Genomic DNA, 23,149 nt, shown 5'->3' on the forward strand with positions numbered 1-23,149 from the left:
ATTTCCACCTCGTCGAGCGGCACCTCGGCGTTGAGGAGGTCCCGAACGACCGCATCGACCTCCTTCCCACTCCCCACCGCCCGGCGCACGTGCACCGGTGGGACCGCTCCGTCCGTCTCCCCCGTCGACGGCGGCGCTACGTCCCCGAAGCGGGCAGCGGCCGTCTGTGGCGGGGGCGCCCCCAACCGCGAGCGGCCAATCCGATAAAATGCCCGGGCCCCCGACCGGACCGCAGACAGGAACTGATGCGCCTCCACCGGCAGGTCCACGGCGTCGCACACCGCCACCACGGAAGTGCCTACGGCCGGAAACGCCCCGCCTCGTACGAGCTCGGTGGCCCACTGGAAGACGTGCGCGTCGTCGTAAAGGTGGTTCGTGTCGAGGGCCTCCAGGTACCCTTCGTAGCAGGCCGCGACGACCCGAAACGTCGCCGACGCGGCCTCCGCCTCGGCTCGCTCCTGCACCTCCGCCAGTGGGGCTCCGTTTCGGCGGAGCGTCTCAATGGCCTCCGCAACCGTCTCGGCCAGCCGCTGCGGCCCCGGCAGGCCGTCGAGGCGCCCCCGGCGCTGGAGCTGTTGGAGCAGCCGCGCGGCCAAGAACGACCGCCCGCCGACTGGCAACTCGCTTCGTCCGGACGCGAGGATGCGGGGCTGGGCCACCTGTTCGGCGTGGTGACGCACGATGCGGGTTGTGAGTCCCGCCCATCCGTTCGTCTCCCGCGCGAGGGCGTCTTCGAGGGCACGTCCGATCTGGGTCCGCGGCACAAGAACAATCTTTGGGGCATGAGGGTGTGCGCGGCAGAGGGCCGCGAGCTGGGCACCCGGCGAGGCGGCAGACGCAGACACGGCAGACATAGAGGACGAAGCGGAGGCGAATAGTGGTAAGATTGGGGGACGCCAGGGCGCCTACAACCTGTTGGTTGACGGGCACAAAGCAAAGCGGATAGACACGTCGTTGAACTCGTCGCTTCTTGATAGAGGCTACGGACCTCCCTCCCCCCGCCAGGTCCACGGTGGCACCGGCTCAGGCCGTGCCCACAGGCCTCGTTCCGCCGTCCGGGCCCGCTGCTCCAACCGCCGGTACCGGTCGCTGCGGGGCGCCTGCTGGCGGTCCCACCACGCCAATCCATTCCGGAGCAGGTGCTCGTTGAGCACGTGGTCGCCCACCTGCACTACGAAGAAGGAGCGGCCGTCGGGGCCGGACGCTTTCTCTCGTGCACGCACTTCCGTCCGAAATACGGCCGCCCGCACCGCACGGGTCGCCGCGTCGGCGAAGGGCTGCCCTCGCTCGGGGGCATCGACGCCGTAGAGTTCTACTCGCACGATCTGGCCGGTCTCTCGGAGAAGATGAATGGTATCTCCATCCAGCACCCTATGTCCTTTGCCAACGTACGACTGCCCCTGGGCGAGGACAGGGATTCCGAAAAGTAGCAGGAGGCCCCCGAGCACGCCTCCCCCCCTCCACGCAAAGGAGGAGTGGCGTTCTGCAGGAACGACGGGGTCAAGAAGACAGGTGCACACGGACGGTGGTCAGCTGATTCTACCAAAGAACGAGCCCCGCCAGTCCGCCCAGGGCTGCTGCGCCCCACACCGCGAGGCTCAGCCGCCGAAGCGTCTCTTCGCCCGGGCGGCCCCGGCGCGCCAGCCACCCCCCGAGGGCACGCAACGCCATTCCCACCCCAACACCGATCAACACCCACGTCTCAGACTCCGTGAACGGGTCGGCCCAGTGCGACGCGAGCGCGATCTCCAGCGCGAGCGCCCCCAATAGCAAGGCGACGATCACCCCGAACACCCGCCAAGACGCCAGATCCGGAAGACTTCGGGGGCCAGACGCATCCATGCTGGGTCAACGTTTCTCAACCAAGCCCAAAAGGCAGTACACGACACGACTCCGATGGGTCTTCCCCCGCCGAAGAACCTGACGTTCGACAGCGTCGGGCCTGTCAGGGGGACTTTCCTCAAACCCGGTGGTGGCAACGAGGCGGAGTGGCCCACCATGCGCAGAGGGGCCCCTTTGTTCAGAAAGATTCGCATCGCCGACACATTTTCCTTGCATTAGAGCCCCTCGCTCAGAGGCAGGACTCAGACCCGGGGGAATCTCAATCGCAGGAAGATGTCTTAACGCATGGGACACCGACAAAGAACCCATCAGCCCAGCATCCTCTCTTCTGTGGGGCCAACCACGTTATGATCTGGGCGGTGTTGTGTCTGACGCACAGAGGCTTACGGTCGATCCCTACGCGCCACCGCCCTGCGTCATGCCCACCTTCAACTCGCCTTCCGACGCCCCGGCCACGCTTTGTGAACCCTCCCAGCACGCTGCCGAGGTGCCCGAGGCGCTCGTGCAGGACCTCTGGGCCCAGCAGCGCTTCGACACTGAAGACCTCAGCACGTCCGATGGGGCTGTCATCGACGTGATCGATCCCGGACGGCTGAATTCCGACGCCGGGCCGGACTTCCAGCGCACTCATGTCCGCATCGGAGGCATTGAGTGGCGCGGACCGATCGAGGTGCACACGACCTCGGGCGGGTGGTTCCGCCACGAGCACCACACCGACCCCCGCTACAACAGCGTGGTGCTCCACGTGACGCTCCGCGCAGACATGTGGACCGGCGGGCTCCTGCGGGCCGACGAGTCGCCCCTCCCTGAGCTCGTGCTCTATCCCTGCCTCGACACACCGCTCCGCGAACTGCTCTACACGTTCCGCACGCGGGCCGACGACGACGCACTGCCCTGCGCGGCGCGGTGGGACGAGGTCCCGCCCGCCCGGCGCACGTCATGGATGCGCCAACTCGCCGGGGACCGGATGACCGCAAAGCGGGACCAGCTGCCCGACCCCACGGAGACGTCGCTGGACAGGGTTCTCCACGAGCGGCTGTTCGCCGGCCTCGGCTACGCAAAGAACGATGCCCCCATGACGACGCTGGCCCGGCGCACGCCGCCTTCCATGCTCCGATCTCTGGACACACCCACGGAGCGCGAGGCACTTCTTCTCGGGACGGCCGGGCTTCTTCCCACCCCCGGCGACCTGCTGGAGGCCGACCGGCGCACCGCCGACTACGCAATGGCGCTCCGAGACTGCTTCCAGCGGCTCCAAGTCCGGTTGGACGTCACGCCGATGGCCGCAACGGCCTGGAGCTTCTTCCGGCTCCGGCCCAACAACTTTCCGCCTCTTCGCATCGCGCAGGCAGCGGCGTGGTACGCCGAGGGAGGACTACTGCACGAGGCTCCGATCTCGACGCTCCGCACGGCGCTGGGACAGGAGGCCCCCGTAGCGGCGCTTCGCGAGGCACTCACCGCAATGCCCCCGGACTTTTGGCACCGACACTACCACCTCACGAAGCGGGCCGCCGAGCACGACCCCAGCCTCGGCACGTCGCGCCGCGACACGTTGCTGGTGAACGCCGTGGTGCCGGTGCTTCTGCGTGACGCTGAGGAGCACGAGAATGCCGCGCAGGCTGAGGCGGCACTAGACGTGCTCCGCGCCCTTCCGCCTTCCCAAGACCACGTGGTCCGTCGCTTTCAGGACCTGGGCACCGACCCCGACTCCGCGTATGACGCCCAAGGCCTGCACGAGCTCTACCGAGAGTATTGCTCTGCAGGAGGGTGTCTGGAGTGCCAGATCGGTCAGTATCTGCTCGATGCGTAAGGCCTCCCAACTCAGAGCGTCCACGGCCATAGAAGTGAGTACGCTTTTTTGTACCGTCCCCCAATGCCTGTGCTTGTTCGCATCGTCCGGATGACGTTTGCCCCCAACACTGTCGACCAGTTCCTGGACCAGTTTGACGAGGCCGCCCCACTCATCCGCTCATTTTCCGGGTGTCGGCACCTCGAGCTCTGGCGAGACCTCGATGCCTCCGCTGTGTGCACAACCTACAGCCACTGGAAGCACCCGGAGGCCCTTGCGACCTACAAAGACAGCGACCTCTTTCGCCACACCTGGTCGGCAGTAACCCCGCTGTTTGCCGATCGGCCCCGGGCCCAGAGCTACACCGTGACCCGCACGGCAGCCGCGATTGAGGACCGGGCACAGACCGACTCAACCTCAGACGCCCCCTGACCTTCTTCCGGATGGTGCTGCGCTGAGGGCCGATCTCCAGCCCCACCCCGGAACGGGGAGGTGGACTGCAGAAGGCCTCGATGGGGAGTGCCCCGTCGATCGGGCCGAGAGCCGAGAGCAGCCGACCGCCGTCTCACTTCTGAAGAAAGGCTCAGCCGAGGAATGAATCCGCACACAGGGCGTCAGAGATCGCCGAGGGCCTGCTCCATGCTCAGGCGCTCTCCATCCTGAAGCGACGGGAAGTTCACGGGGCGAATGGTGTAGCGCCGCTCCGTATTTGTGGCTTCAGACGTCGTTCCAGTCCCTCGAACGGTCGCGTGCACGGCTCGGACCAACCGCCGATACTTCTGCTCCATCATGCGTTTCTCCGTCACCGTGGCCCCGTACCCACGGTGAAGGGCCCGGTAGGCACTGCTGGCCGACAGTCGCTCGACCCGGTTTTGCTGTGTCTCCAGCAGGGCCTCGTGTTCGTCCAGCAGGGCCTGGTAGTCCTCCGCCAATGCCTGGAGGGTATCGGACGCCTCCGCGGCGTCCGACAGGGTGCGAAAATCGGCCTCGGCCCGGTCGCGCTCGTCGGCGAAGGCTTCCACCGACCGTTGCAGCGCCTGAAAAGTCTTCGGCTTCGACTCGTACCCGCCGTAGGTGCGGCAGCCGCTGACTAGTAATCCCACGAGGGCGAGCAGGAAGACGAAACGGTCTACACGCACCATAGAAGAGGCGAAAGAGATGAAAGGGGACGTCATGCGATCTACTCTAGAGAATCAAGAAGTGTCCGTCGAAGACGCTCCGTCCATTCCACGGAACCCAATTTGCGTTCATTTTCACGTCGGCATTCAGCAGACACAGAACGAGTCACGGCATTTTGATCGGGCTTCTAGAATGAACACTCGGAGAAACACCCGGCCTCGGCCGACGGTATTGCGTGATGGTTTCAGCCTTCAAGCTTTGGGTGGATTTTGCTCACGGCGCCGGGGCGCCCTCGTTCCGCCGACGCACTTCCGCCTGCCGCGCCGCCCCTCGTTCCCTCGACCGGACCGCCGCGAGGCGGTCCAGTGCATACGTCACACGGTAGTCTTTTCTCCCCATGAGCGACGACACGGCCCGACTCGTCGAACGCCTGCGTTCCCGCCTGCGCCGGGCAATGCGGCGCATGTCATGGGCTGAGTTGGCCTTTGGAGGGGCCGTGTCCGTGGGAAGCATCGTGGCGTTCTGGCTCCTCGCCGCCTCCCTGGAGGCAACCCTTTGGCTTCAGCCCAGTGTGCGCACCGGCCTGCTCGTCCTTGCCAGCGCCCTTCTGGTGGGCATGGGCGCAGCCTTTATTGCCCGCCCGCTGGGCCGCCTCCTCGGCCTTCTCGAGGGCCCCTCCGAGACGGAGATTGCCCGGGCCGTGGGCACCCATCATCCCGTGGTGGCCGACCGGCTGGTCAATCTGTTGCAGCTTGCAGAGGGCCAGCGGTCGCACGCGCCGGCGCCGTACGTGGATCGCGCCGTTCAACACCTCGCCCAGCAGATCGACGAGGTCCAGTTCGACGAAGTGGCCGACTTCCAACCGGCCCGACGGGCCGCCCGGTGGGCCCTGTTCCCGCTTCTGGCCGTCCTCATGTTCCTCGTCGCCGCCCCGTCCACCTTCCTCGACGCGTCGGAGCGCCTCCTCGCCCCCCGGACCGAATTTGAGCGGCCGGCGCCCTTTCAGTTCGACGTCCGCCCGGGCGACGTCCAGCTCGTGCGGGGCGACTCCCTCCGCCTTACCATCCAGGCCACGGGCGACGTCCCCGAGACGGCCACCCTTCTCCTTCGCCCCACGGACACCGAGTCGTCCCGACGCATCGCCGTCGAGCCCGACTCCATGGGCACCGTTCGCCACACGGTCCCCAACGTTCGACGTCCCCTCCGGTACCGCGTGGCGGCGTCGCCCGTGCGCACCGAATGGTACACGGTAGCGGTGGCCCAGCGCCCGGTCGTGCGCCGGCTGCAGGTCCGCGTGACGCCCCCCGCATACACCGATCGCCCCAGTCGTCAGCTAGACGCCAACGTGGGGGCCGTCACGGCCCTGCCCGGCACGGAGGTGACGGTGTCGGCAGTTCTTGGCGGCGCCTCGACCACGGACGCGACGCTCAACTTCGAAAATGGCGCCTCCCAGTCGCTGACCGTTTCCGGCGACTCGGCGACCGGCCGCTTTACCCTTCGCCGCGAAGACACCTACGCACTCCGCCTGGAAAGCGAGGCGGGCATTCTCAACCGCGATCCCATTCGCTACGATCTCGACCTTCAGACCGACGCCCGGCCGTCGGTGTCTTTTCTTGCCCCCGACGACCCCGCCGAACTGACGCCGGACCTCACCCAGCGGCTTCGGCTCCAGCTCAGCGACGACTACGGCATCGGGCGGGCGGCCCTGTTCTACCGGCGCGCCAACGGGAGCGCCACGGACTCGTCGTTCGCCTCCATCGACCTTCCCCTGTCCGACCCGCAGGCGACAGACCAGGTTCTTTCTCATACGTGGCTGCTCGCCCAGGAGAGTGGCCTCGACCTGGACCGTGGGGACGAGGTCGAGTACTACGTCAAGGCCTGGGACAATGACACCGTGAACGGGCCCAAGAGCGGCCGCACCGCCACCCAACGGCTCCGCCTCCCATCCCTCTCAGAGCAGTACGAGGAGCTCGACACCCTGCAGCAGGAGACCGGCGACCAAATGGAGGACCTTGACCGGCGGTCCCAAGACGTCCAGCGGCAGTTTCAGGATCTGCGCCGGGAGCTTCGCCGCACCCGGGAGTCCGACTGGGAAGATCGCCGTCGGCTCGAGCGGCTGCAACAAAAGCAAGAATCGATCTCCCAGAGCAAGTCGAACCTGTCGCGCCAGGTCGACTCCCTCAACCGCCAGATGCAGCGCAATGACCTGACGAGTCCGGAGACCAGCGAGAAATTTCAGGAGCTGAAGCAGACCATCGACGACATGGAGTCGAAGGAACTGCAGAAGGCGCTCGACAACATGCGGCAGTCGATGCAGGACCAGAGCTTTCGCCAGACGCAGTCCGCCATGGAGGAGGCACAGTCGCGGCTCCAACAGCAGCAGCAACAGCTGGAGCGCACGCTTGACCTTTTCGAGCAGCTCAAGGCACGACAGAAGATGGAGGAGCTGACGCGGCGGACCCAGGACATTCAGACCCGCGAAGATCAGGTCGCCGAGGAAACGGAAAAGCGTATGGACGACGCCCCCGACGCCGACTCAACCGGACAGTCCGAGTCGTCAGAGGATCCATCGCCATCTACGGAATCCTCCTCGGCCGACTCGACAGACAGGCCCTCGCCGCCCCGGCCCGACTCCGCCGCCGCACGCCCGTCGGACTCGACCGCCGCCGCGCAGCCCGACTCTCTCTCGTCACAACCGTCCCCGGGGGCCGACTCGTCGGCCAACGAGGACCTCGCCCGCGAGCAGGAAGAGCTGGCCAAAGAGATGGAGAAGCTCATGGAAGAGATGAACAATGCCGAGCAGGACATGGAGGACGTCCCGTCGGCCCCGAAGAAGCAGCTCCAGAAGATGCGACGGCAGATGCAGAAGCAGGAGATGCCGGAGCAGATGCGGAAAAACAGCAAGCAGCTCCGGAAGAATCAGCTCCAGGAAGCCCGTCAGCAGCAGCAACAGCTGCAAAAGCGTCTTCAGAGCATGCAGTCCCGAATGTCTCAGATGCAGCAGCAGATGAAGGGGCAGCAGCGTCAGATGAACATGTCGGGGCTCCGCAGTGTGCTCGGAAACACCCTTCGCCTGTCCAAGGACCAAGAAAACCTGCGCACGACCCTTGAGGACCTGGAGGGCGACGGCTCTGCGGTCCGTCGCTTTGCCGTCCAGCAGAAAGACTTGCGGGATGGCCTGAACCACGTCGCCGATTCCCTGCAGTCCATCGCAAGCCGCCTGCCGCGCATGTCGAAGGCCGTCCAAGCGAAGACGGGAAACGCGCTGCGGGCGATGGAGGACGCGACCGCCGCGCTAGACGCTCGGGAGGGCGACGAGGCCACCGGCTATCAGAAGACCTCCATGATGCATCTCAATGAGCTGGCCCGCCTGCTCTCCGACCTGCTGGACCAGATGAAGCAGCAGAGCAGCGGGGGAAGCGGGAAGATGTCGATGCAGCAGGCCATGCAGCAGCTGCAACAAGCCTCCGGCCAACAGCAGAAGCTCAACCAGCAGATCCAGAACCTCCTCAACCAATCTCAGGGCGAACGTCTCTCTCAGGACATGCAGGCCCGGCGGAAGCAACTCGCCAAGCAACAGCGACAGATCAAGGAGCAGCTCGAGGAAATGAACGTCGGGGAAGAGACCCGACAGAAATTGCTCGGGGACCTCGAAAAAGTTGCGGATCAGATGGAAAAATCCGCCAGCGACCTGCAAGACGGCCGTCACAGCCGGAGTCTCATCGAGCGCCAGCAGCAGATCCTCACCCGGCTCTTGAACGCCCAGCAGTCGCTTCGTACACAGGGCAAAAAGCAGCAGCGGCGAGGTCGCGAAGCGGACGATGACTTCGACCAGGAGCCTCCCGGTGAGCGTCCCAATTCCGACGCTACCGATACGCTGCGGCGCGACCTTATTCGCGCTTTAGAGATGGGATACAACTCGGATTACGAAGCCCTCATCAAAAAATACTTTCAGCTCCTCGAGCAGGACGAAAGGCCCGAAGAGTGAGGGGGGGCGTGGTGTTGGCTCTTTCAAGACGGCGGGTTCACTCCCGACCCGGACCGTGCTTCCGAACTCGGCGCCTCGTGCCCGTGACGTTGCAGTGGCCGCGGAGCGTCCCCGCACAGACCTCGGATCGTCGCCCCACAGGCAGTAGACCGCTTTAACCGCTGCCAAACAGGAACGGCTCCGCCGATCGACGGAGCCGTTCAGGAAAGGGACAAAACCAGTAGCGGGGGCGGGATTCGAACCCGCGACCTTCAGGATATGAGCCTGATGAGCTACCACTGCTCCACCCCGCGATGTAAAGCACCACCTCGTATTCGGGCAACCGCCTCGGAGTTCCGCCCCTCCTCAATTTCACAGCGATCTAAAACCCGGGCCTTCTCGGTCGGGATCGGCCAACACCAGGTGCTCAGAGCCGCCTCCCGGACTCGAACCGGGGACTTCATCCTTACCATGGATGTGCTCTACCACTGAGCTAAGGCGGCAACTGCGATGGGTAACATGAGCGGGAGACGGGATTCGAACCCGCGACGTTCACCTTGGAAGGGTGATGCTCTACCCCTGAGCTACTCCCGCAGGGTTTTTTGGCGGCGTTCTTTGAGGAGGTCCCCCAAGAGAAGCCGTTCAAAACTGGGGTGGGCCGGGGAGGATTCGAACCTCCGAAGGCATAAGCCGGCAGATTTACAGTCTGCTGCGTTTGGCCACTTCGCTACCGACCCGGCTTGATCCTCAGTCCAACTTCGACTGGTTGCTCAACCCGGCGTTGCGATTTCTCTTCTAGCTTCTGACGACGAAAAAGTTGCCCGGGGAGGGGGCGAATTTCAAATGAAGAGATTCTCAGTCCAGGGGCCGAGCCTCAAGCGTTCGCCCATGAACTCCGTTTCCGACGCGTGATTGGGGGCTGAACCTCTTGTGCCGCTGCTCCGATTTCCCGCTGTCCCCCATGTCCTCTGTCAGCATCCGGGCGTCTCGGCCGGCAACACCGTCCCCCAGCGTGACGAACGTGCTGGGGACAAACATCTTCGACGTGCTGATTTGCATCCCCGCCGGCACACTGTCGCCGTCAACTGCTCCGTGGAAATGCTCATGATGGGGATGCTTATACTCGCCCCCTCACTGCTTCCCAGTGTCGCCCTGCGTCTGACCTCGGCGACACAATAGACACATGGAGACGGTCGGGACGTAGACCCCATTCTCTTCTGCCGCCCCCGGTCCACACGCCGCACTTTCGGATGCCGTGCCGCGGTCTCTCCAAGGATGCGCTAGGCATCATTGTCGAAGTCAAGGGCCGCGGAGTTGATGCAGTACCGCTGACCGGTGGGCTCCGGGCCGTCGTCGAAGACGTGCCCGAGGTGCGCCCCGCACTCGGCACACACCGCCTCTGTGCGGCGCATGCCGAGGCTGTGATCGGCCGTCAGTTCAACGTTTCCCTCCTCCAGGACGTCGTAGAAACTGGGCCAGCCGCTCCCGGACTCAAACTTGGTGTCCGAGTCAAAGAGCGGCGTCTCGCAAACCACGCAGCGGTACAGGCCGTCGCCCTTGTGGTCCCAGTATTTGCCACTGAAGGGCTTTTCTGTACCGGCCTCTTGGGTCACGTGGTACTGTTCTTCGGTTAGCTCGTTGCGGAGCGTATCGTTCGACGGACGGGATGGGTCGATTTCGGCCATAAGAAGGGTGCTTTTTTGTAGATTCGTGTCTGGAGCCCCCAGAGCGCAGACTCAGGACGCGTCGCCCGACCCGGATGCCCGGCGGTCCTCCGACTCCCCATCGTCTTCGATTGCCTTGGCTTCGTCGGGCTCCTGCTCGTCCGCCGAGCCGTTCTCTTCGGACGCAGCTTCGCCGTTGGTGCTGGGAATGTGCCCGATCTCGTCAGCTTCGCCATTCACGAGCTTGAGCACATCTTTGCCGGGCACCTCTTCGCGCTGAATCAGCATGTCGGCCAACTGGTCGAACGCCTCGCGGTGTTCGGTGAGGGTGTCAACGGCCCGCTGGAATGCATTCTCAGAGATGCGACGGATTTCTTCGTCCACCTCTCGGGCCGTGACCTCGCTGTACTCGCGCCCCTTCGCGATCTCTTCTCCAAGGAAGACATTTCCCTGGTCTTCCCCGAGGGAAATGTGCTTGAACTGCTCGCCCATGCCCCAGTCGAGAACCATCTTCCGGGCCATCTTGCGAACCTGCTTGAGGTCGTTCTCGGCCCCACTGGTGGCGGTGTCGAAGATGAGCTCCTCCGCAGCGCGTCCACCCATGATCACGGCCAGGCGGTCTAAGATGTAGTCGAGCCGGTAGAGGTACTTGTCCTTTTCGGGGAGCTGTTGCGTCACTCCCATGGCCTGACCGCGCGGCACGATGGTGACCTTGTGCACCGGGTCCGCGTTGGGGAGCGCCGCCGCCACGATGGCGTGGCCGGCCTCGTGGTAGGCCAGGAGCTTCTTTTCTTCGTCGTCGAGCACCATGCCATCGCGCTTGAGGCCCATCATCACCTTGTCTCGCGCTTCTTCGATGTCGCTGTACTGAATGGCCTCGTGCTCGTAGCGCCCGGCCAAAAGCGCTGACTCGTTGAGGAGGTTCTCAAGGTCCGCCCCACTAAACCCGGGCGTGCTCCGCGCAATCTCTTCGAGGTCTACGTCGTCACTCAGGGGCTTGTCGCGGGCGTGAATCTTCAGAATCTCGTGGCGGGACTGCTTCGTGGGCAGGCCCACGGTGATCTGGCGGTCGAAGCGACCGGGACGGGTGAGGGCGGAGTCGAGTATGTCGGGCCGGTTCGTGGCCGCCATGACGATGACCCCTTCGTTTTCTTCGAAGCCGTCGAGCTCCGACAGCATCTGGTTGAGGGTCTGTTCTCGCTCGTCGTTGCCGCCCCCCAGGCCCGCACCGCGCTTGCGGCCGATGGAGTCGAGCTCGTCGATGAAAATGATAGCGGGGGACGTTTCCTTCGCCTCGCTGAACATGTCGCGGACGCGGGACGCCCCGACGCCCACAAACATTTCCATGAAATCGGACCCCGAGACGCTAAAGAACGGCACGTCTGCCTCTCCGGCCACGGCCCGAGCGAGCAAGGTCTTCCCGGTTCCTGGCGGCCCCACCAGCAGGACGCCCTTCGGCACCTTGCCGCCCAGCCCCTCGAAGCGCTTGGGGTCCTTCAGGAATTTAATGATCTCTCGGAGCTCCTCCTTGGCGCTGTCGGCCCCGGCCACGTCGTCGAACGTGGTGTCCTCCTCGTCCTTGTCGTAGAGCTCCGCCTTGCTCTGCCGAACCGAGAAGAGGCCCTGGCCCTGCGACTGCATGCGACGGAGGAAGATGTAGCCCACCCCAAACAGAAGGAGAACCGGCAAAAGACCCATGATCACCAACCCCCACGGGAAGGTGCTCTCCGGCTCCGTCACCACGTTCACATTTTGCGATTCGAGCAGGTCCATGAGCTGCTCGTCGCCGAACGAGGGTAGGTAGGTAACAAAGTTCTTGTACTCTACCGTATTCCCTTGCTCGGTCCGAGTAGCCTGAGACTTCAACTCTCCGTTGATGGTGTTTCCTTCCACCACCACCTGTTGCACATTCTCTTGCTGCAACTGCGCGCGGAACTCGCTGTAGCTGATCCGCTCGCCCCCGGCCGCCCCCATGCCCCAGTAGCTATAGGCCCACAGGGCAAGCAGCGTCCCGGCAATGACCCAGATGATGAGACGTCCCCGCCCAGACCCTGAGGGCCCTCCCCCGGGCAGTCCGGATCCATTTTGATTATCCTTCTGAGAAGTTTGGTCAGCCACGTCAACTCAATTCGTTAGGAACGATCATCGAGGGTTTCCCGGCCCATGGACGGTGCCCGAGGCGGGGGTCCCAGAACATCAAGCCCTTCTCATACATCCGTGGGGATGGATTGTGTCCCACCACAGCCCTGTGCAGGATATTCTTTCATACAAAGAATGTACGTTACACAGACGTTTCGGGGATAGATCCAACCCCGTCGGTTGCGTCTATTCCACCGTGTGGATTATTGTGTAAGCCCTTTCACCTTCGAGTCTCCCTGTTTCATTGTCCCACGCTTCGGCTCATGCCTACAGACACGTCCTCTCTTTCCGACTCCTTCCCGTTTGGCCAAGAGGTCGTATGGACGCCCGACTCGGAGGTCATCGCCAACTCCAATCTGCGTCGCTTCATGGATCGACACGGCCTGGCGGACCTTTCGGCGCTGCGGGCACGCGCCGCCTCGGACGTCAGCTGGTTCTGGGGCGCTGTGCTCGACGACCTGGACATCGAATTTTACGAGCCATACGACGAGGTCGTCGACCTCTCCAACGGCATCCAGCGGCCCACCTGGTGCGTGAACGGGAAAATGAACATCGTCCACAACCTTCTCGACAAGTGGCAGGGCACCCCGGTGGAGAACGACACGGCGCTGCGTTGGGAAGGGGAGGATGGATCCACCGAAACGCTGACGTACGGCGAGCTTCACCGACGCGTCTGTCGGTGTGCGAATGCGCTGCGGGGGCTCGGGCTCGGAATGGGCGACCGGATCGGCCTCTACATGCCGATGACCCCCGAGATTGTTGTGGCGTTCCTGGCGACTGCGAAGATCGGCGGGGTGCTGCTCCCGCTCTTCAGTGGATACGGGGTCGGGGCCCTCGTCACCCGGCTGCAGGGGGCCGAGGCGAAGGCGCTCTTCACGGCCGACGGCTTTTCACGTCGGGGCCGCCCCATCGACATGAAAGAGACCGCCGACGCGGCCGTCGAACAGTGTCCCACGGTCAACCACGTTCTCGTCCATCGGCACCTCGGGCGCGACGACGTTCCCATGACAACCGGGCGGGATCGCTTCTGGGCCGATTTCGTGGCGGGGCACTCTCCGGAGGCCCGGACGGCCCGCACCGACGCCGAAGACGTGGTTATGGTCATCTATACGAGTGGCACCACCGGGCCGCCGAAGGGCACGGTGCACACGCATTGCGGCTTCCCCATCAAGGGCGCGCAGGACATGTATCACCCGATGGACCTGAAGCCCAACGAGACGATGTACTGGATGAGCGACATGGGGTGGATGATGGGGCCCTGGCTCGTCTTCGGCACGCTCACGGTGGGAGCGACCATGGTGCTCTACGACGGGGCGCCCGATCACCCGGACCCGGGGCGTCTCTGGCGCATGGTGGACGACCACGAGGTGACCCACCTCGGCGTCTCGCCCACCCTCATCCGCGCCCTCAAAACACACGGCGACGCCCCCGTGGAGGCGTCCGACCGGTCGAGCCTGCGCGCCCTCGGCTCCACCGGCAGTCCGTGGGACCCCGAGTCGTGGGCGTGGTGCTTCGAAACGGTGCTCGACGGCGAGAAACCGATCCTCAACTACTCCGGCGGCACCGAAATTTCTGGCGGCATCCTGTGCGGGAACGTCCTGGAGCCCCTCAAGCCCGCCGCGTTTTCCGGCCCCGTCCCCGGCATGGACGCCGACGTGGTGGACGAGGACGGCACACCGGTTCGGGAAGAGGTTGGGGAGCTCGTTCTCCGCAAGCCTTGGATCGGCATGACGCGCGGCTTCTGGGGCGACGACGACCGCTACCACGACGCCTACTGGAGCCGCCTCGACGACACCTGGGTGCACGGCGACTTTGCGGCCGTCGATGAGGACGGACTCTGGTACATCCTGGGGCGCTCGGACGACACGATTAACGTGGCGGGCAAGCGCCTGGGACCCGCCGAGATTGAGGCACTGCTCAACGCCCACGGGGCCGTCGCCGAGAGCGCCGCCATCGGCGTGCCGCACGACGTGAAGGGCTCCGAGATCGTCGCCTTCGTGGTGCTGGAGCCGGGGCGCGACAAGACCGACGCCCTCCGCGAGGAGCTGATGCAGGTCGTCGTGGACGAGATGGGCAAGCCCCTGAAGCCGCGCGAGATCCTCTTTGCCGACGCCCTGCCCAAGACGCGCAACGCCAAGGTCATGCGGCGCGTGATCCGGGCCGCGTACCTGGACGAAGACCTTGGGGACACGTCGAGCCTCGAAGACCCGCAGACGGTGGAGGCCGTCAAGGCGGCGCGGTAGAGACGGGCCTCCGTCCCTCCGCGACAAACATCCGCCCTGCTCCGACAGTTATGGCCACAGGCGCCTCAAGGAAGGATGAGCCCAAGCCGCCATGCGGGTCCGAGCCTTCGTACTGGTCCTGGTCGTAGCGTATGGGGCCGGGTCCAGCGCTGTGATCGGCCAGCCCACAGGCGTCATTGAGGGACGGGTGCTCGACGCGGAGACAAATGCGCCCCTGCCCCGCACCCACGTCTTTGTGGCAGAATCCGTCCACGGGACCATTACCGACTCGACCGGGCGGTTCCGGCTGGAGGGCATCCGGCCGGGCCCGAAGCGGCTGTATGTGTCGCGGGTCGGGCATGAGCGACGCTCCCTCGCCCTCCGCCCGTCCCCCAGTCATCCCCTGGCCGTGACCGTGCGCCTCCGGGGCAAAGTGCTTGAGTCCCCTCCGGTCACGGTATCGGCAGAGCGAGACGAGGAGTGGTACGAGCGCCTGGATCATTTCAAGCGTCTGTTTATCGGGGACTCGGATCAGGCGGAACAGTGCACGCTCGTGAACCCCGAGGTCCTCCGCTTTGACGACAAGTGGTGGGGGCGGTTCGAGGCGTGGGCCGAAAAGCCAGTGATCATCGAAAATCGCGCCCTGGGGTACCGCGTCACCTACTTCCTGAAGGAGTTCGAAGAGCAAGGGTCGGTGGTGCGCTGGGACGGCGAGCCACTCTTCGATCCCCTCACGCCAGCGGACTCCGCAGAGGCGGCCCGGTGGCGACGGAACCGGCTGGAGGCCTACCGCGGCTCTCTTCGCCACTTCCTCCGCGCCCTCATGGACGACCGGCTCGACGAGGAGCAGTTCGACCTCTACCGCCTGCCGCGCGCCTCCGCTGTCCGTCGCGCCACACGCGCCGACCGCCGCCCCACGCGCCGGAGTCGCATCCTGGAACCCGGCCCCGACTCCACCTATCTTCTCAATGCCCGAGACCGGCTTGAAGTGGTGTACCGTGGCAGGCCGGAACGGGAGGCGTATCTCGACTGGGCCCACCTTCGCCGCCGCCCCCGGAACCATCAGACGTCCCAGATCGAGCTCAACGAGCGGCCCGTCCACATTGCCCCGTCCGGCGAAATTGTGGAGCCGTACGGAGCCACGCTCTATCAGTACTTTGCCTTCACCACCCGGATGGCGAAGCGGCTGCCCCGCAAGTACCAGCCCCCGACCTAACACATCCGGACTCTCACCCGCCCCAGAACGCATTTTCGTAGTGTTTAACCTCCGGCGACCCGCCGGCCAGCAGGACGGTCACCACGTCGAACCGGGCCGGCGCCCCCTCCCGCGCGTGCTCGTGGAGATAGCCCCGTGCCACCCCCCGCAGCGCCTCCCGCTTGTCCGCGGTGATGGAGGTCTCCGGTGCCCCGAACCCCGTGCCGCTTCGGGTCTTCACCTCCACAAAGACGAACTCCCTGTCCGCCTCGAGATCCCGACACACGACATCCACCTCGTTGCGCCCGTGGCGGTAGTTGCACTCCAGAATGTCATAGCCTGCCTCCTCGAGATGGGCCACGGCAATCTCTTCCCCGCGGTCCCCAATGTCGTTGGTCGTTGCCATGGCGAGTGTTGAGAGCTCTCGTCAGGAGGAGTCGGAGGGAGAGGCGTCATTCTCGGGCTCGCCCAGCTGGAGCGCCAGATCGAGCAACTGCTCGATCTGGTCGACATTGTTGTTGCGGACAAGGGGCAGAAGGGCCTCAGAAACGCCTTCGAGCACCTTCATCAGGTCGATGAGGTTGGCGAACCGCCGATGGAGTACCCGTTCGGGCTCCGGACGGTCCTCTGCGGATTCGTTGTCCTCAACCAACAGATCGGCACACTCTTGGAGGCGCGACCGGACCGGATGGACCTCTCGGTGCTGGCGTTCTTCGATGATGCGGGCGGTGATCTGCCACACGTCGGTCTCTGCCCGGTAGTAGTCTTTGCGAGAGTCGGGGCGGGCCGTCTTGTCCACGAGGTTCCAATCGACGAGCGACCGGAGGTTCATGTTTGCGTTGCCCCGACTCACGTCGAGCTGCTCCATAATCTCGTCGGTGTTGAGGGGCTGCTCCGCGCAGTACAGCAGCGCGTGGATCCTTGCCATGGTGCGGTTGATTCCCCATGTGGACGCCATCTCCCCCCACAGGGACACGAACCGATCAATGGCAGCTTGGGCCCTGGACCCGCGGTCGACGTCCAAGGGATCCGGCCTAGAAGCGTCAGAGGACGACATCGCTGGAGGGGCACTGTTGGGGCCGGTGCTTCGAGCAGTGAGGCTGGACACGATGCCTCTACTCCTAAATCCCTCCGAATTGTTTCTCTCGGGCAGACCGGCCCTATACATCGCGGCCCGCGGTTTGTACACTCACAAACGGGGTGGATGCACCCCGCCCTCCGCCCGGTCGACAGAGCCCTCTTTCACACCACCTCATCAGGTTCATGCCTTCCCCCGCCAGGCCTTCGCCGCCCATTGTCACAATGACGACTGACTTCGGCACCGAGGACGGGTACGTGCCGGCGATGAAGGGGGTCATGCTCTCGATCTGCTCGGACGCACGCCTCGTGGACGTGACCCACGCGATCAGCCCCCAGGACGTGATGGAGGCCGCCTTCGTGTTGCGCTCGGCCCGTCCCTACTTCCCCGACGGAGCCGTGCACCTGGTGGTGGTCGATCCGGGCGTGGGCACCGAGCGGCGCGCCGTGGCCCTCCGGGCCGAAGGGCAATGGTTCGTGGGGCCCGACAACGGGGTCTTTCCGCTCGTGCTGGACCAGACGACGCCGGACGCCCTCGTGGAACTTGACGACCCGGCCTTCTGGCGGGACGCGTCGCCGAGCACGACGTTTCACGGGCGCGACATTTTCGCTCCCGCTGCGGCCCACCTCGCCGACGGACGGGCCGTGGACGCCCTCGGCACGTCGATCGACACGCTCGAGCCGCTCCGGTGGGCCCGGCCGTCGACGGCCGACCGGACGGTGCAGGGCTGGGTGGTGCACGTGGATCATTTCGGCAACTGCATCACGAACATCCGGCGCCCAGCACTGGGCGATGCCGCCGGCCTGGACGACACGAATCCGCCGCTCGACGCCTTCCCTCCCCTGAAGGCCTACGCGGGCAACACCACCCTGCAAGCACTCCATCCCACGTACGGAGCCGTCTCGGAAGGCGACCCGCTCCTGCTTTTTGGAAGCACGGGCTACCTGGAGATTGCCGCCAACGGGGGGAACGGCGCCGAACTGCTGGACATACGAAAGGGCGATTCCGTGAAAATCGTCTTTGAGGAGTCCTCCAAGTAGTCCTTGGGCTTCCTATGGCCCTCGCCTCCACCTCCCCGGACCCGCCGTCCCCCTTGAAGCACCTGGAGACCCTCTACCCGCTGGCCTGTATGCTGGTCGGCGAAGAGGCTGCCGCCTCCCTCCTCGTCCGAGTGTATGAGCAGGCGACGGAGGCACCTCCGGACGAGCGGCCCGAGGCGATGGACGACTGGCTCGCCTTGCTGCTGGAAGAGGCCCCGGACGAAGGGCCCCAGACGAGCCCCCCAGCGACGCCCGACACCGCCCCGCCTTCCGCGGACGCGCTCCGCCGCGAGGTCGCGGAACGCCTCGTCCAGAACACCCTGCCCGTCGTCCTCGCGACCTGCTCGGCTACAGAACGATTTGTCCTCGCCCTCGGGGCCACCCGGGCCGCCGCCCCGGCGGGCCTGGGCCGCCTGCGCGACCGACTCGACAAGGACCTCTCCGACCCGTCCGCCCTCGTGCGGGATCAGCTGCAGGCAGTCTTGTCGGCTCCGGAAGCGGCCCTCATCGACGAGACGCTCTCCGACGCGGAACTGCGAGAAGCGCTGCGGGACACGCTCGAGTACCGGTTCGCGCCGGTGCCCAGTTCGCTCCGTGCTCGCCTCCGCGCAACCCTGCGGTCCTCTTCTCCCTCCCCGGAGGCAAGCGAGCCAGCCCCGGACTCAGCCCCCGAACCATCGGCCGACGCGACCCAGGGCCAATCCGACTGGCACCCCGCCCGGCCCCAGCCCCGAACCCTGCTGTTCGTCCTGTTGGTGGGCGGCCTCGTGCTGGCGGGCGGGCTTGGGGTGTCGTACTTGACAGACGAATCGTCGCTCCCCTCTTCGGCCTCCCCTCCCGGCCTCGTCGATTTTTCCGCGGAGCAGGCCGGGGCCGTAACGGCCGAACGGGCAATCGATGAGGGGGCCGAGGCGGAGGCGTATCTGGACTCGACGTGGGGCCGTCAAGTGCAGCTGCCCACCATCGACGGAGCGCGCTTGCAGGGCGTCGGCCGCCTCCGGACGGCCGACGACATCGAAATCCCTGTCGTGTTGTACGTAGACGCGGAGGGCGGCTCCCGCATCGCTGCGTTCGTGTACAGCTACGCCCTCGTCGACCGACTTGACGATGCCACGACCCTCGACACGCAGATTCGTGCCCAACTGGCCCAGCGCGACCGCCTCATTGCCGACGACCAGTCCTCCGAAGCGGGGCTCCTATGGCGCGACCGGGCCAACATTTTTGTCGTCGTGTCGCCTGCCTTCTCCCCCGATTCGCTCCGGACGCGGGTGCAGCCGTAGCTACGCCGTATCGACCGCCGGGACTTCGATGCGGAAGATTGATCCCTCCCCGACTGTCGACGACACGAGTTCGAGACGCCCGCCGTGGTAGCTCTCAACGACGCGACGCGCGAGGCTGAGCCCCAGGCCCCAGCCTCGCTTTTTGGTGCTGTACCCGGGCCGAAAAATGTTATTCCACTGCTGCCCCTCAATGCCCCGCCCCGTGTCTTCCACCTCGATGAAGACCTGGGCCTCCTCTTTCCAGGCCGTGATCGCAATTTGTCCCTCGTCGTCTTCGATCGCGTCGAGGGCGTTCTTGAGAAGGTTTTCGAGCACCCAAGCAAAGAGCTCTTCGTTGGCCTCGGCGGGGAGCCGCTCGGGCAGGTCCGCGGTGAGCGCAATGGATTGGCCCTGCTGCGGGATGCGCCGGCGAAGGTAGCGGGCCGTCTGTTCAATGATGGGCACCAGGTCGCAGCGCTCGAGCTTGGGCTGTGACCCGATGTCCGAAAACCGATCCGCGACGCGCTGGAGCCGCTCCACGTCGTTTTCGATCTCCGTCAGCGCCCGCTTGCGCTGCTCGTCCGGAAGATCGGGAGTGCGCAGCATCTGGATCCACCCCAGGAGGCTGGACAATGGGGTCCCGAGCTGGTGGGCTGCCTCTCGGGCCATCCCCATCCAGAGGCTGCTCTGCTCGCTGCGGCGGATGTAGGAGAAGCCGAGGTAGCCCACCATCACAAACAGCCCCACGAACACCAGTTGCACCCACGGAAAGATGCGCAGCTCCGTGATGAGGGCCGACTCGTCGTAGAACACGTACTGCGTAAGTTGGCCCCTCGAAGCGTCTCTCTCTCTTTCGGGGGCATCGGACACGTCGATCCGGACCGGGATGGGCTCGAAGGCCGACCGCATGTCGTCCAGCTTGTCCCGCAGCTGTGCCCGCACCTCTGCAGAGTCGTCCATCGAGAGCGCGGCGGCGGTGTCCGGCACCCCGACGTTCTGCCAGCTCAGCGGGCGGCGGCGCGTCGAGTCGGTAATGATGGCCGGCACCTCGAACTGGTCCGGCTGCAGGATCTCATTCAGGATGAAGTTGAACTCCCGCGTGGGCGGCATGGCCTGCGCCCAATCGACCGCCTCCTGCAGGGCGTCCAGGCGCTGTGCCGAAAGGGTGTCGCCGGGGGGCCGCGTCTCCAGAGATCGCAGAAGCGCGTCGAGCCGACGAAACTCTTCCCGGTGGGGATTTGCCGCCTGCTGGGTCTGCACCACCTGTTCTAGGGCGTCGGCCCAAAGCTGGATGACGGCCTGCTCGCGCTCCTGCAACCGGTCGACGAGCCGCTGGGTGTACCAGAGGGACGCCACGGCAATCCCGACGGCAAAGACGATAAGCCCAAGCTTGAGCTGGACCGACCACCGATAGGCGTCCATGGCATCGCCGGGTTGTACAGGTGTGCGGGCACCCGCTGGGAATGCATTCGCGGCCCTGCGGGGAGCTCCACCGGGCGGGCGGAAGGCCTAGGCCGCAGCCATCGGCTGCACGTCCGTGATGATCTGACTGCGACGCGGCCCGTTCGAGACCAGCCCGATCTCGACACCGAGATGGTCTTCGATGAAGGCAAGGTACTCTTGCGCTTCTCCTGGGAGGTCGTTGACGTGGCGCACGCCAGAAATGTCGGCCTCCCACCCAGGCAGGGTGTGGTACTGAGGCTCCACACGGGTCAAATTTTGGGGCTCACTCGGGAAGCGCTCGGTGGTCTTGCCGTCGTACCGATACTGCGTGCACACCTTCAGCTCGTCCATGCCCGAGAGGACGTCGAGCTTGGTAAGGGCCAGCTCGTTAAAGCCGTTGACCATGCAGGTGTACTTCAGGGCCACGAGGTCGAGCCAGCCACATCGTCGGGGGCGGCCCGTCGTGGCCCCGAATTCGCCGCCCTTCTCTCGCAGGGCCTCCCCCACCTCTCCCTCGAGCTCCGTGGGGAAGGGTCCGTTGCCGACGCGCGTGCAATACGCCTTCGCGATGCCCAGTACGCGGTCAATTTCGGTGGGCGAGACGCCGAGCCCAGTGCAGCACCCGCCGGCCGTGGGGTGGCTGGAGGTAACGTACGGGTAGCTGCCAAAGTCAACGTCGAGGAGCGATCCCTGCGCCCCTTCGGCCAGCACGCGGGCCCCATCGTCGAGGGCATTGTTGAGATACGCGGAAGTGTCGGTGACGTAGTCGTCGATTTTCTGATCGAACTCCACATACTCCTCCACGATGCGGTCGACATCCAACGCCTCAACGTCGTAGACGTCTCGCAGAATGGCGTTCTTTTCTTCGATCGAACGGCGGAGCTTCCGGCGGAGCACCTCCTCGTCGAGCAGGTCCACGACCCGGATGCCGGTGCGAGCAAACTTGTCCGTGTATGCAGGCCCGATCCCACGCCCGGTGGTTCCGATTTCGTCGTCGTCCGAGGCGGACGCTCGCTCCTCCTCTTGGGCCGCCTCGATCGCCTTGTGGTACGGCATGATGAGGTGGGCGTTGTGGGAGATCTTCAGCCGCCCCTCCACGTCAATGCCCAAAGACTTAATCTTCTCGATCTCCTCCAGCACCGCCTTCGGGTCCAGCACCACGCCGTTCCCGATGACGCAGGTCACCCCTTCGTGGAAGATGCCGCTCGGCACGAGGTGGAGGACAAACTCTTCGGTCTCTCCCTCTTCGTCCCACACAATGGTGTGGCCGGCGTTGGCGCCGCCCTGGTAGCGGGCCACAATGTCGACGTCCGGGCTCAGGAGGTCCACGATTTTCCCCTTGCCCTCGTCGCCCCACTGGCTTCCAATTACGATAGATACCGGCATGGCACACGTCGTCGAATGAACAAGAAAGGAGTTTGCGCCCGCGCTACGCCGCGCTTTTTTCGAGGCGGCGGTTGAGTTCCACGATTGTCGGGGAGGCAACGAAGATCGACGAATAGGTCCCGATTATCACCCCGATGATAAGGGCAAACGAGAAGCCACGCAGCACTTCGCCCCCGAAGAGAAAGAGAATCGTGACCACGATGAGGGTGGTTACCGATGTGACAACGGTACGACTTAGCGTCGCGTTGATCGACCGGTTGACGATCTCGTCGAAGGCCTCGGTCTTAAACAGATTGACGTACTCCCGCACGCGGTCGAAGACCACGACCGTGTCGTTGAGCGAATATCCCACAATCGTGAGGAACGCGGCGATGAGGGACTGATCGATCTGGACAGAGAACGGCGCGATGCCGGCCAGCACCGAAAAGATGCCGAGCGTAATCGTCACGTCGTGCACCAGGGCCGCCACGGCCCCGAGGCTGTAGCGCCACTCGAAGCGGACCATAATGTAGAGGAACACGACGAGGAGAGCCCCCAGCACGGCGTAGATCGCCCCGCGCTTTAAGTCTTCCGCGAAGCGCGGCCCCACCACGTTGGTGCTTTCAATGGCAATGTCGCGGCCCGAGAATTGGCCGTTGAGGGCCGCCAAAAGCTCATTCTCCATGGACGTGATGTCGCCGTCCCCGGAAATCCGAACCAGGTGTCCCGTGTCCCCAAACCGCTTGACCTCCGGTTCCTCCTCAAACGACTCCGTGAGCGCAGAGCGGACGTCGACAGTGTTCAGATCCGTAGTGTTGCCCACAACGAATTCCATTCCGCCGCGAAAGTCAATGCCGAGGGCGAGCCCCTTCGTGAGCAGCGACAAAATGCTGATGGTCAACAGCGTCCCCGAAATGATGTAGCCGATGCGGCGGTTCGGGATAATACTGTAGTCGGCGTTCTCGAAAAGACGCATGGTAATCCGTCGTTGAGGAAAAGTCCCGTCGTAATGACAGTCCGATGTGGA

17 protein-coding genes, 4 tRNA genes and 1 pseudogene are annotated in these 23,149 nt (G+C 64.8%); 7 read left to right on the forward strand and 15 right to left on the reverse strand.

The features are described 5' to 3' along the window. From V5A20_RS02995 to V5A20_RS03005, 3 genes and pseudogenes are all read right to left on the reverse strand, one after another. Positions 1-845, reverse strand: a pseudogene (locus V5A20_RS02995) (PD-(D/E)XK nuclease family protein); the annotation flags it as partial. A gap of 135 nt (positions 846-980) precedes the next feature. Then, entirely contained in the window at positions 981-1,322 is a 342-nt protein-coding gene (locus V5A20_RS03000; RefSeq protein WP_332326678.1) for a thermonuclease family protein, read from the reverse strand. Positions 1,323-1,539: 217 nt separating this feature from the next. Further along, on the reverse strand, positions 1,540-1,842 hold the full coding sequence (locus tag V5A20_RS03005) for a hypothetical protein (RefSeq protein WP_332314456.1): 303 nt from the start codon (positions 1,840-1,842) through the stop codon (positions 1,540-1,542). 418 nt (positions 1,843-2,260) lie between these two features. Here V5A20_RS03005 and V5A20_RS03010 point away from each other — a divergent pair, with 418 nt between their 5' ends. Continuing rightward, on the forward strand, positions 2,261-3,652 hold the full coding sequence (locus V5A20_RS03010; RefSeq protein WP_332326679.1) for a DUF2851 family protein: 1,392 nt from the start codon (positions 2,261-2,263) through the stop codon (positions 3,650-3,652). Between the two features lie 63 nt (positions 3,653-3,715). Continuing rightward, positions 3,716-4,063, forward strand: a complete 348-nt coding sequence (locus tag V5A20_RS03015; protein ID WP_332314454.1) for a putative quinol monooxygenase — start codon at positions 3,716-3,718, stop codon at positions 4,061-4,063. A gap of 182 nt (positions 4,064-4,245) precedes the next feature. On the opposite strand, the gene V5A20_RS03020 is transcribed toward V5A20_RS03015, so the two are convergent. After that, entirely contained in the window at positions 4,246-4,773 is a 528-nt protein-coding gene (locus tag V5A20_RS03020; protein WP_332326680.1) for a hypothetical protein, read from the reverse strand. Between the two features lie 374 nt (positions 4,774-5,147). On the opposite strand from V5A20_RS03020, the gene V5A20_RS03025 reads away from it, so the two are divergent. After that, positions 5,148-8,738: a DUF4175 family protein gene (locus tag V5A20_RS03025; protein ID WP_332326681.1), complete on the forward strand. Its 3,591-nt coding sequence runs from the start codon at positions 5,148-5,150 to the stop codon at positions 8,736-8,738. 221 nt (positions 8,739-8,959) lie between these two features. Here the strand turns inward: V5A20_RS03025 and V5A20_RS03030 are convergent. The 6 genes from V5A20_RS03030 to ftsH all read right to left on the reverse strand — a co-directional run bounded on the left by V5A20_RS03030 (position 8,960) and on the right by ftsH (position 12,499). Next, positions 8,960-9,031: transfer RNA gene (locus tag V5A20_RS03030), tRNA-Met, on the reverse strand. Between the two features lie 117 nt (positions 9,032-9,148). After that, positions 9,149-9,220, reverse strand: a tRNA-Thr gene (locus tag V5A20_RS03035). Positions 9,221-9,239: 19 nt separating this feature from the next. Then, positions 9,240-9,311, reverse strand: a tRNA-Gly gene (locus V5A20_RS03040). 60 nt (positions 9,312-9,371) lie between these two features. Further along, positions 9,372-9,454: transfer RNA gene (locus V5A20_RS03045), tRNA-Tyr, on the reverse strand. A gap of 543 nt (positions 9,455-9,997) precedes the next feature. Continuing rightward, a complete protein-coding gene (msrB, locus tag V5A20_RS03050; RefSeq protein ID WP_332314451.1) occupies positions 9,998-10,402 on the reverse strand; it encodes a peptide-methionine (R)-S-oxide reductase MsrB in 405 nt (134 codons plus the stop codon). A 51-nt stretch (positions 10,403-10,453) separates the two neighbouring features. Further along, positions 10,454-12,499 carry an ATP-dependent zinc metalloprotease FtsH gene (gene ftsH, locus V5A20_RS03055; protein WP_332314450.1) on the reverse strand — a complete coding sequence of 682 codons (2,046 nt, stop codon included), beginning with the start codon at positions 12,497-12,499 and terminating at the stop codon, positions 10,454-10,456. Between the two features lie 284 nt (positions 12,500-12,783). Between ftsH and V5A20_RS03060 the strand changes: the two genes are divergently transcribed. Together V5A20_RS03060 and V5A20_RS03065 are read left to right on the forward strand one after the other, a co-directional pair. Continuing rightward, complete coding sequence (locus V5A20_RS03060) at positions 12,784-14,763, forward strand: AMP-binding protein (RefSeq protein ID WP_332314449.1); 1,980 nt, start codon at positions 12,784-12,786, stop codon at positions 14,761-14,763. Between the two features lie 91 nt (positions 14,764-14,854). Then, a complete protein-coding gene (locus tag V5A20_RS03065) occupies positions 14,855-15,958 on the forward strand; it encodes a carboxypeptidase regulatory-like domain-containing protein (protein WP_332314448.1) in 1,104 nt (367 codons plus the stop codon). A 13-nt stretch (positions 15,959-15,971) separates the two neighbouring features. On the opposite strand, the gene V5A20_RS03070 is transcribed toward V5A20_RS03065, so the two are convergent. Together V5A20_RS03070 and V5A20_RS03075 are read right to left on the reverse strand one after the other, a co-directional pair. Continuing rightward, entirely contained in the window at positions 15,972-16,343 is a 372-nt protein-coding gene (locus tag V5A20_RS03070) for a YraN family protein (RefSeq protein ID WP_332326682.1), read from the reverse strand. A 21-nt stretch (positions 16,344-16,364) separates the two neighbouring features. Beyond that, complete coding sequence (locus V5A20_RS03075; RefSeq protein ID WP_332326683.1) at positions 16,365-16,994, reverse strand: GbsR/MarR family transcriptional regulator; 630 nt, start codon at positions 16,992-16,994, stop codon at positions 16,365-16,367. Between the two features lie 206 nt (positions 16,995-17,200). On the opposite strand from V5A20_RS03075, the gene V5A20_RS03080 reads away from it, so the two are divergent. Next, positions 17,201-18,055 (forward strand): SAM hydrolase/SAM-dependent halogenase family protein, encoded by an 855-nt coding sequence (locus V5A20_RS03080; protein ID WP_332326684.1) that lies wholly within the window; start codon positions 17,201-17,203, stop codon positions 18,053-18,055. A gap of 14 nt (positions 18,056-18,069) precedes the next feature. After that, positions 18,070-19,335: a hypothetical protein gene (locus V5A20_RS03085; protein WP_332314444.1), complete on the forward strand. Its 1,266-nt coding sequence runs from the start codon at positions 18,070-18,072 to the stop codon at positions 19,333-19,335. Here the strand turns inward: V5A20_RS03085 and V5A20_RS03090 are convergent, their stop codons facing one another. From V5A20_RS03090 to secF, 3 genes are all read right to left on the reverse strand, one after another. Further along, positions 19,336-20,736: a sensor histidine kinase gene (locus V5A20_RS03090; protein WP_332314443.1), complete on the reverse strand. Its 1,401-nt coding sequence runs from the start codon at positions 20,734-20,736 to the stop codon at positions 19,336-19,338. An 87-nt stretch (positions 20,737-20,823) separates the two neighbouring features. Then, positions 20,824-22,143, reverse strand: a complete 1,320-nt coding sequence (locus V5A20_RS03095) for an adenylosuccinate synthase (RefSeq protein ID WP_332326685.1) — start codon at positions 22,141-22,143, stop codon at positions 20,824-20,826. Between the two features lie 43 nt (positions 22,144-22,186). Then, on the reverse strand, positions 22,187-23,098 hold the full coding sequence (secF, locus tag V5A20_RS03100; RefSeq protein WP_332314441.1) for a protein translocase subunit SecF: 912 nt from the start codon (positions 23,096-23,098) through the stop codon (positions 22,187-22,189). Positions 23,099-23,149 lie beyond the last annotated feature (51 nt).

It is taken from the genome of Salinibacter sp., from assembly GCF_036626415.1.
GTDB lineage: Bacteria > Bacteroidota > Rhodothermia > Rhodothermales > Salinibacteraceae > Salinibacter.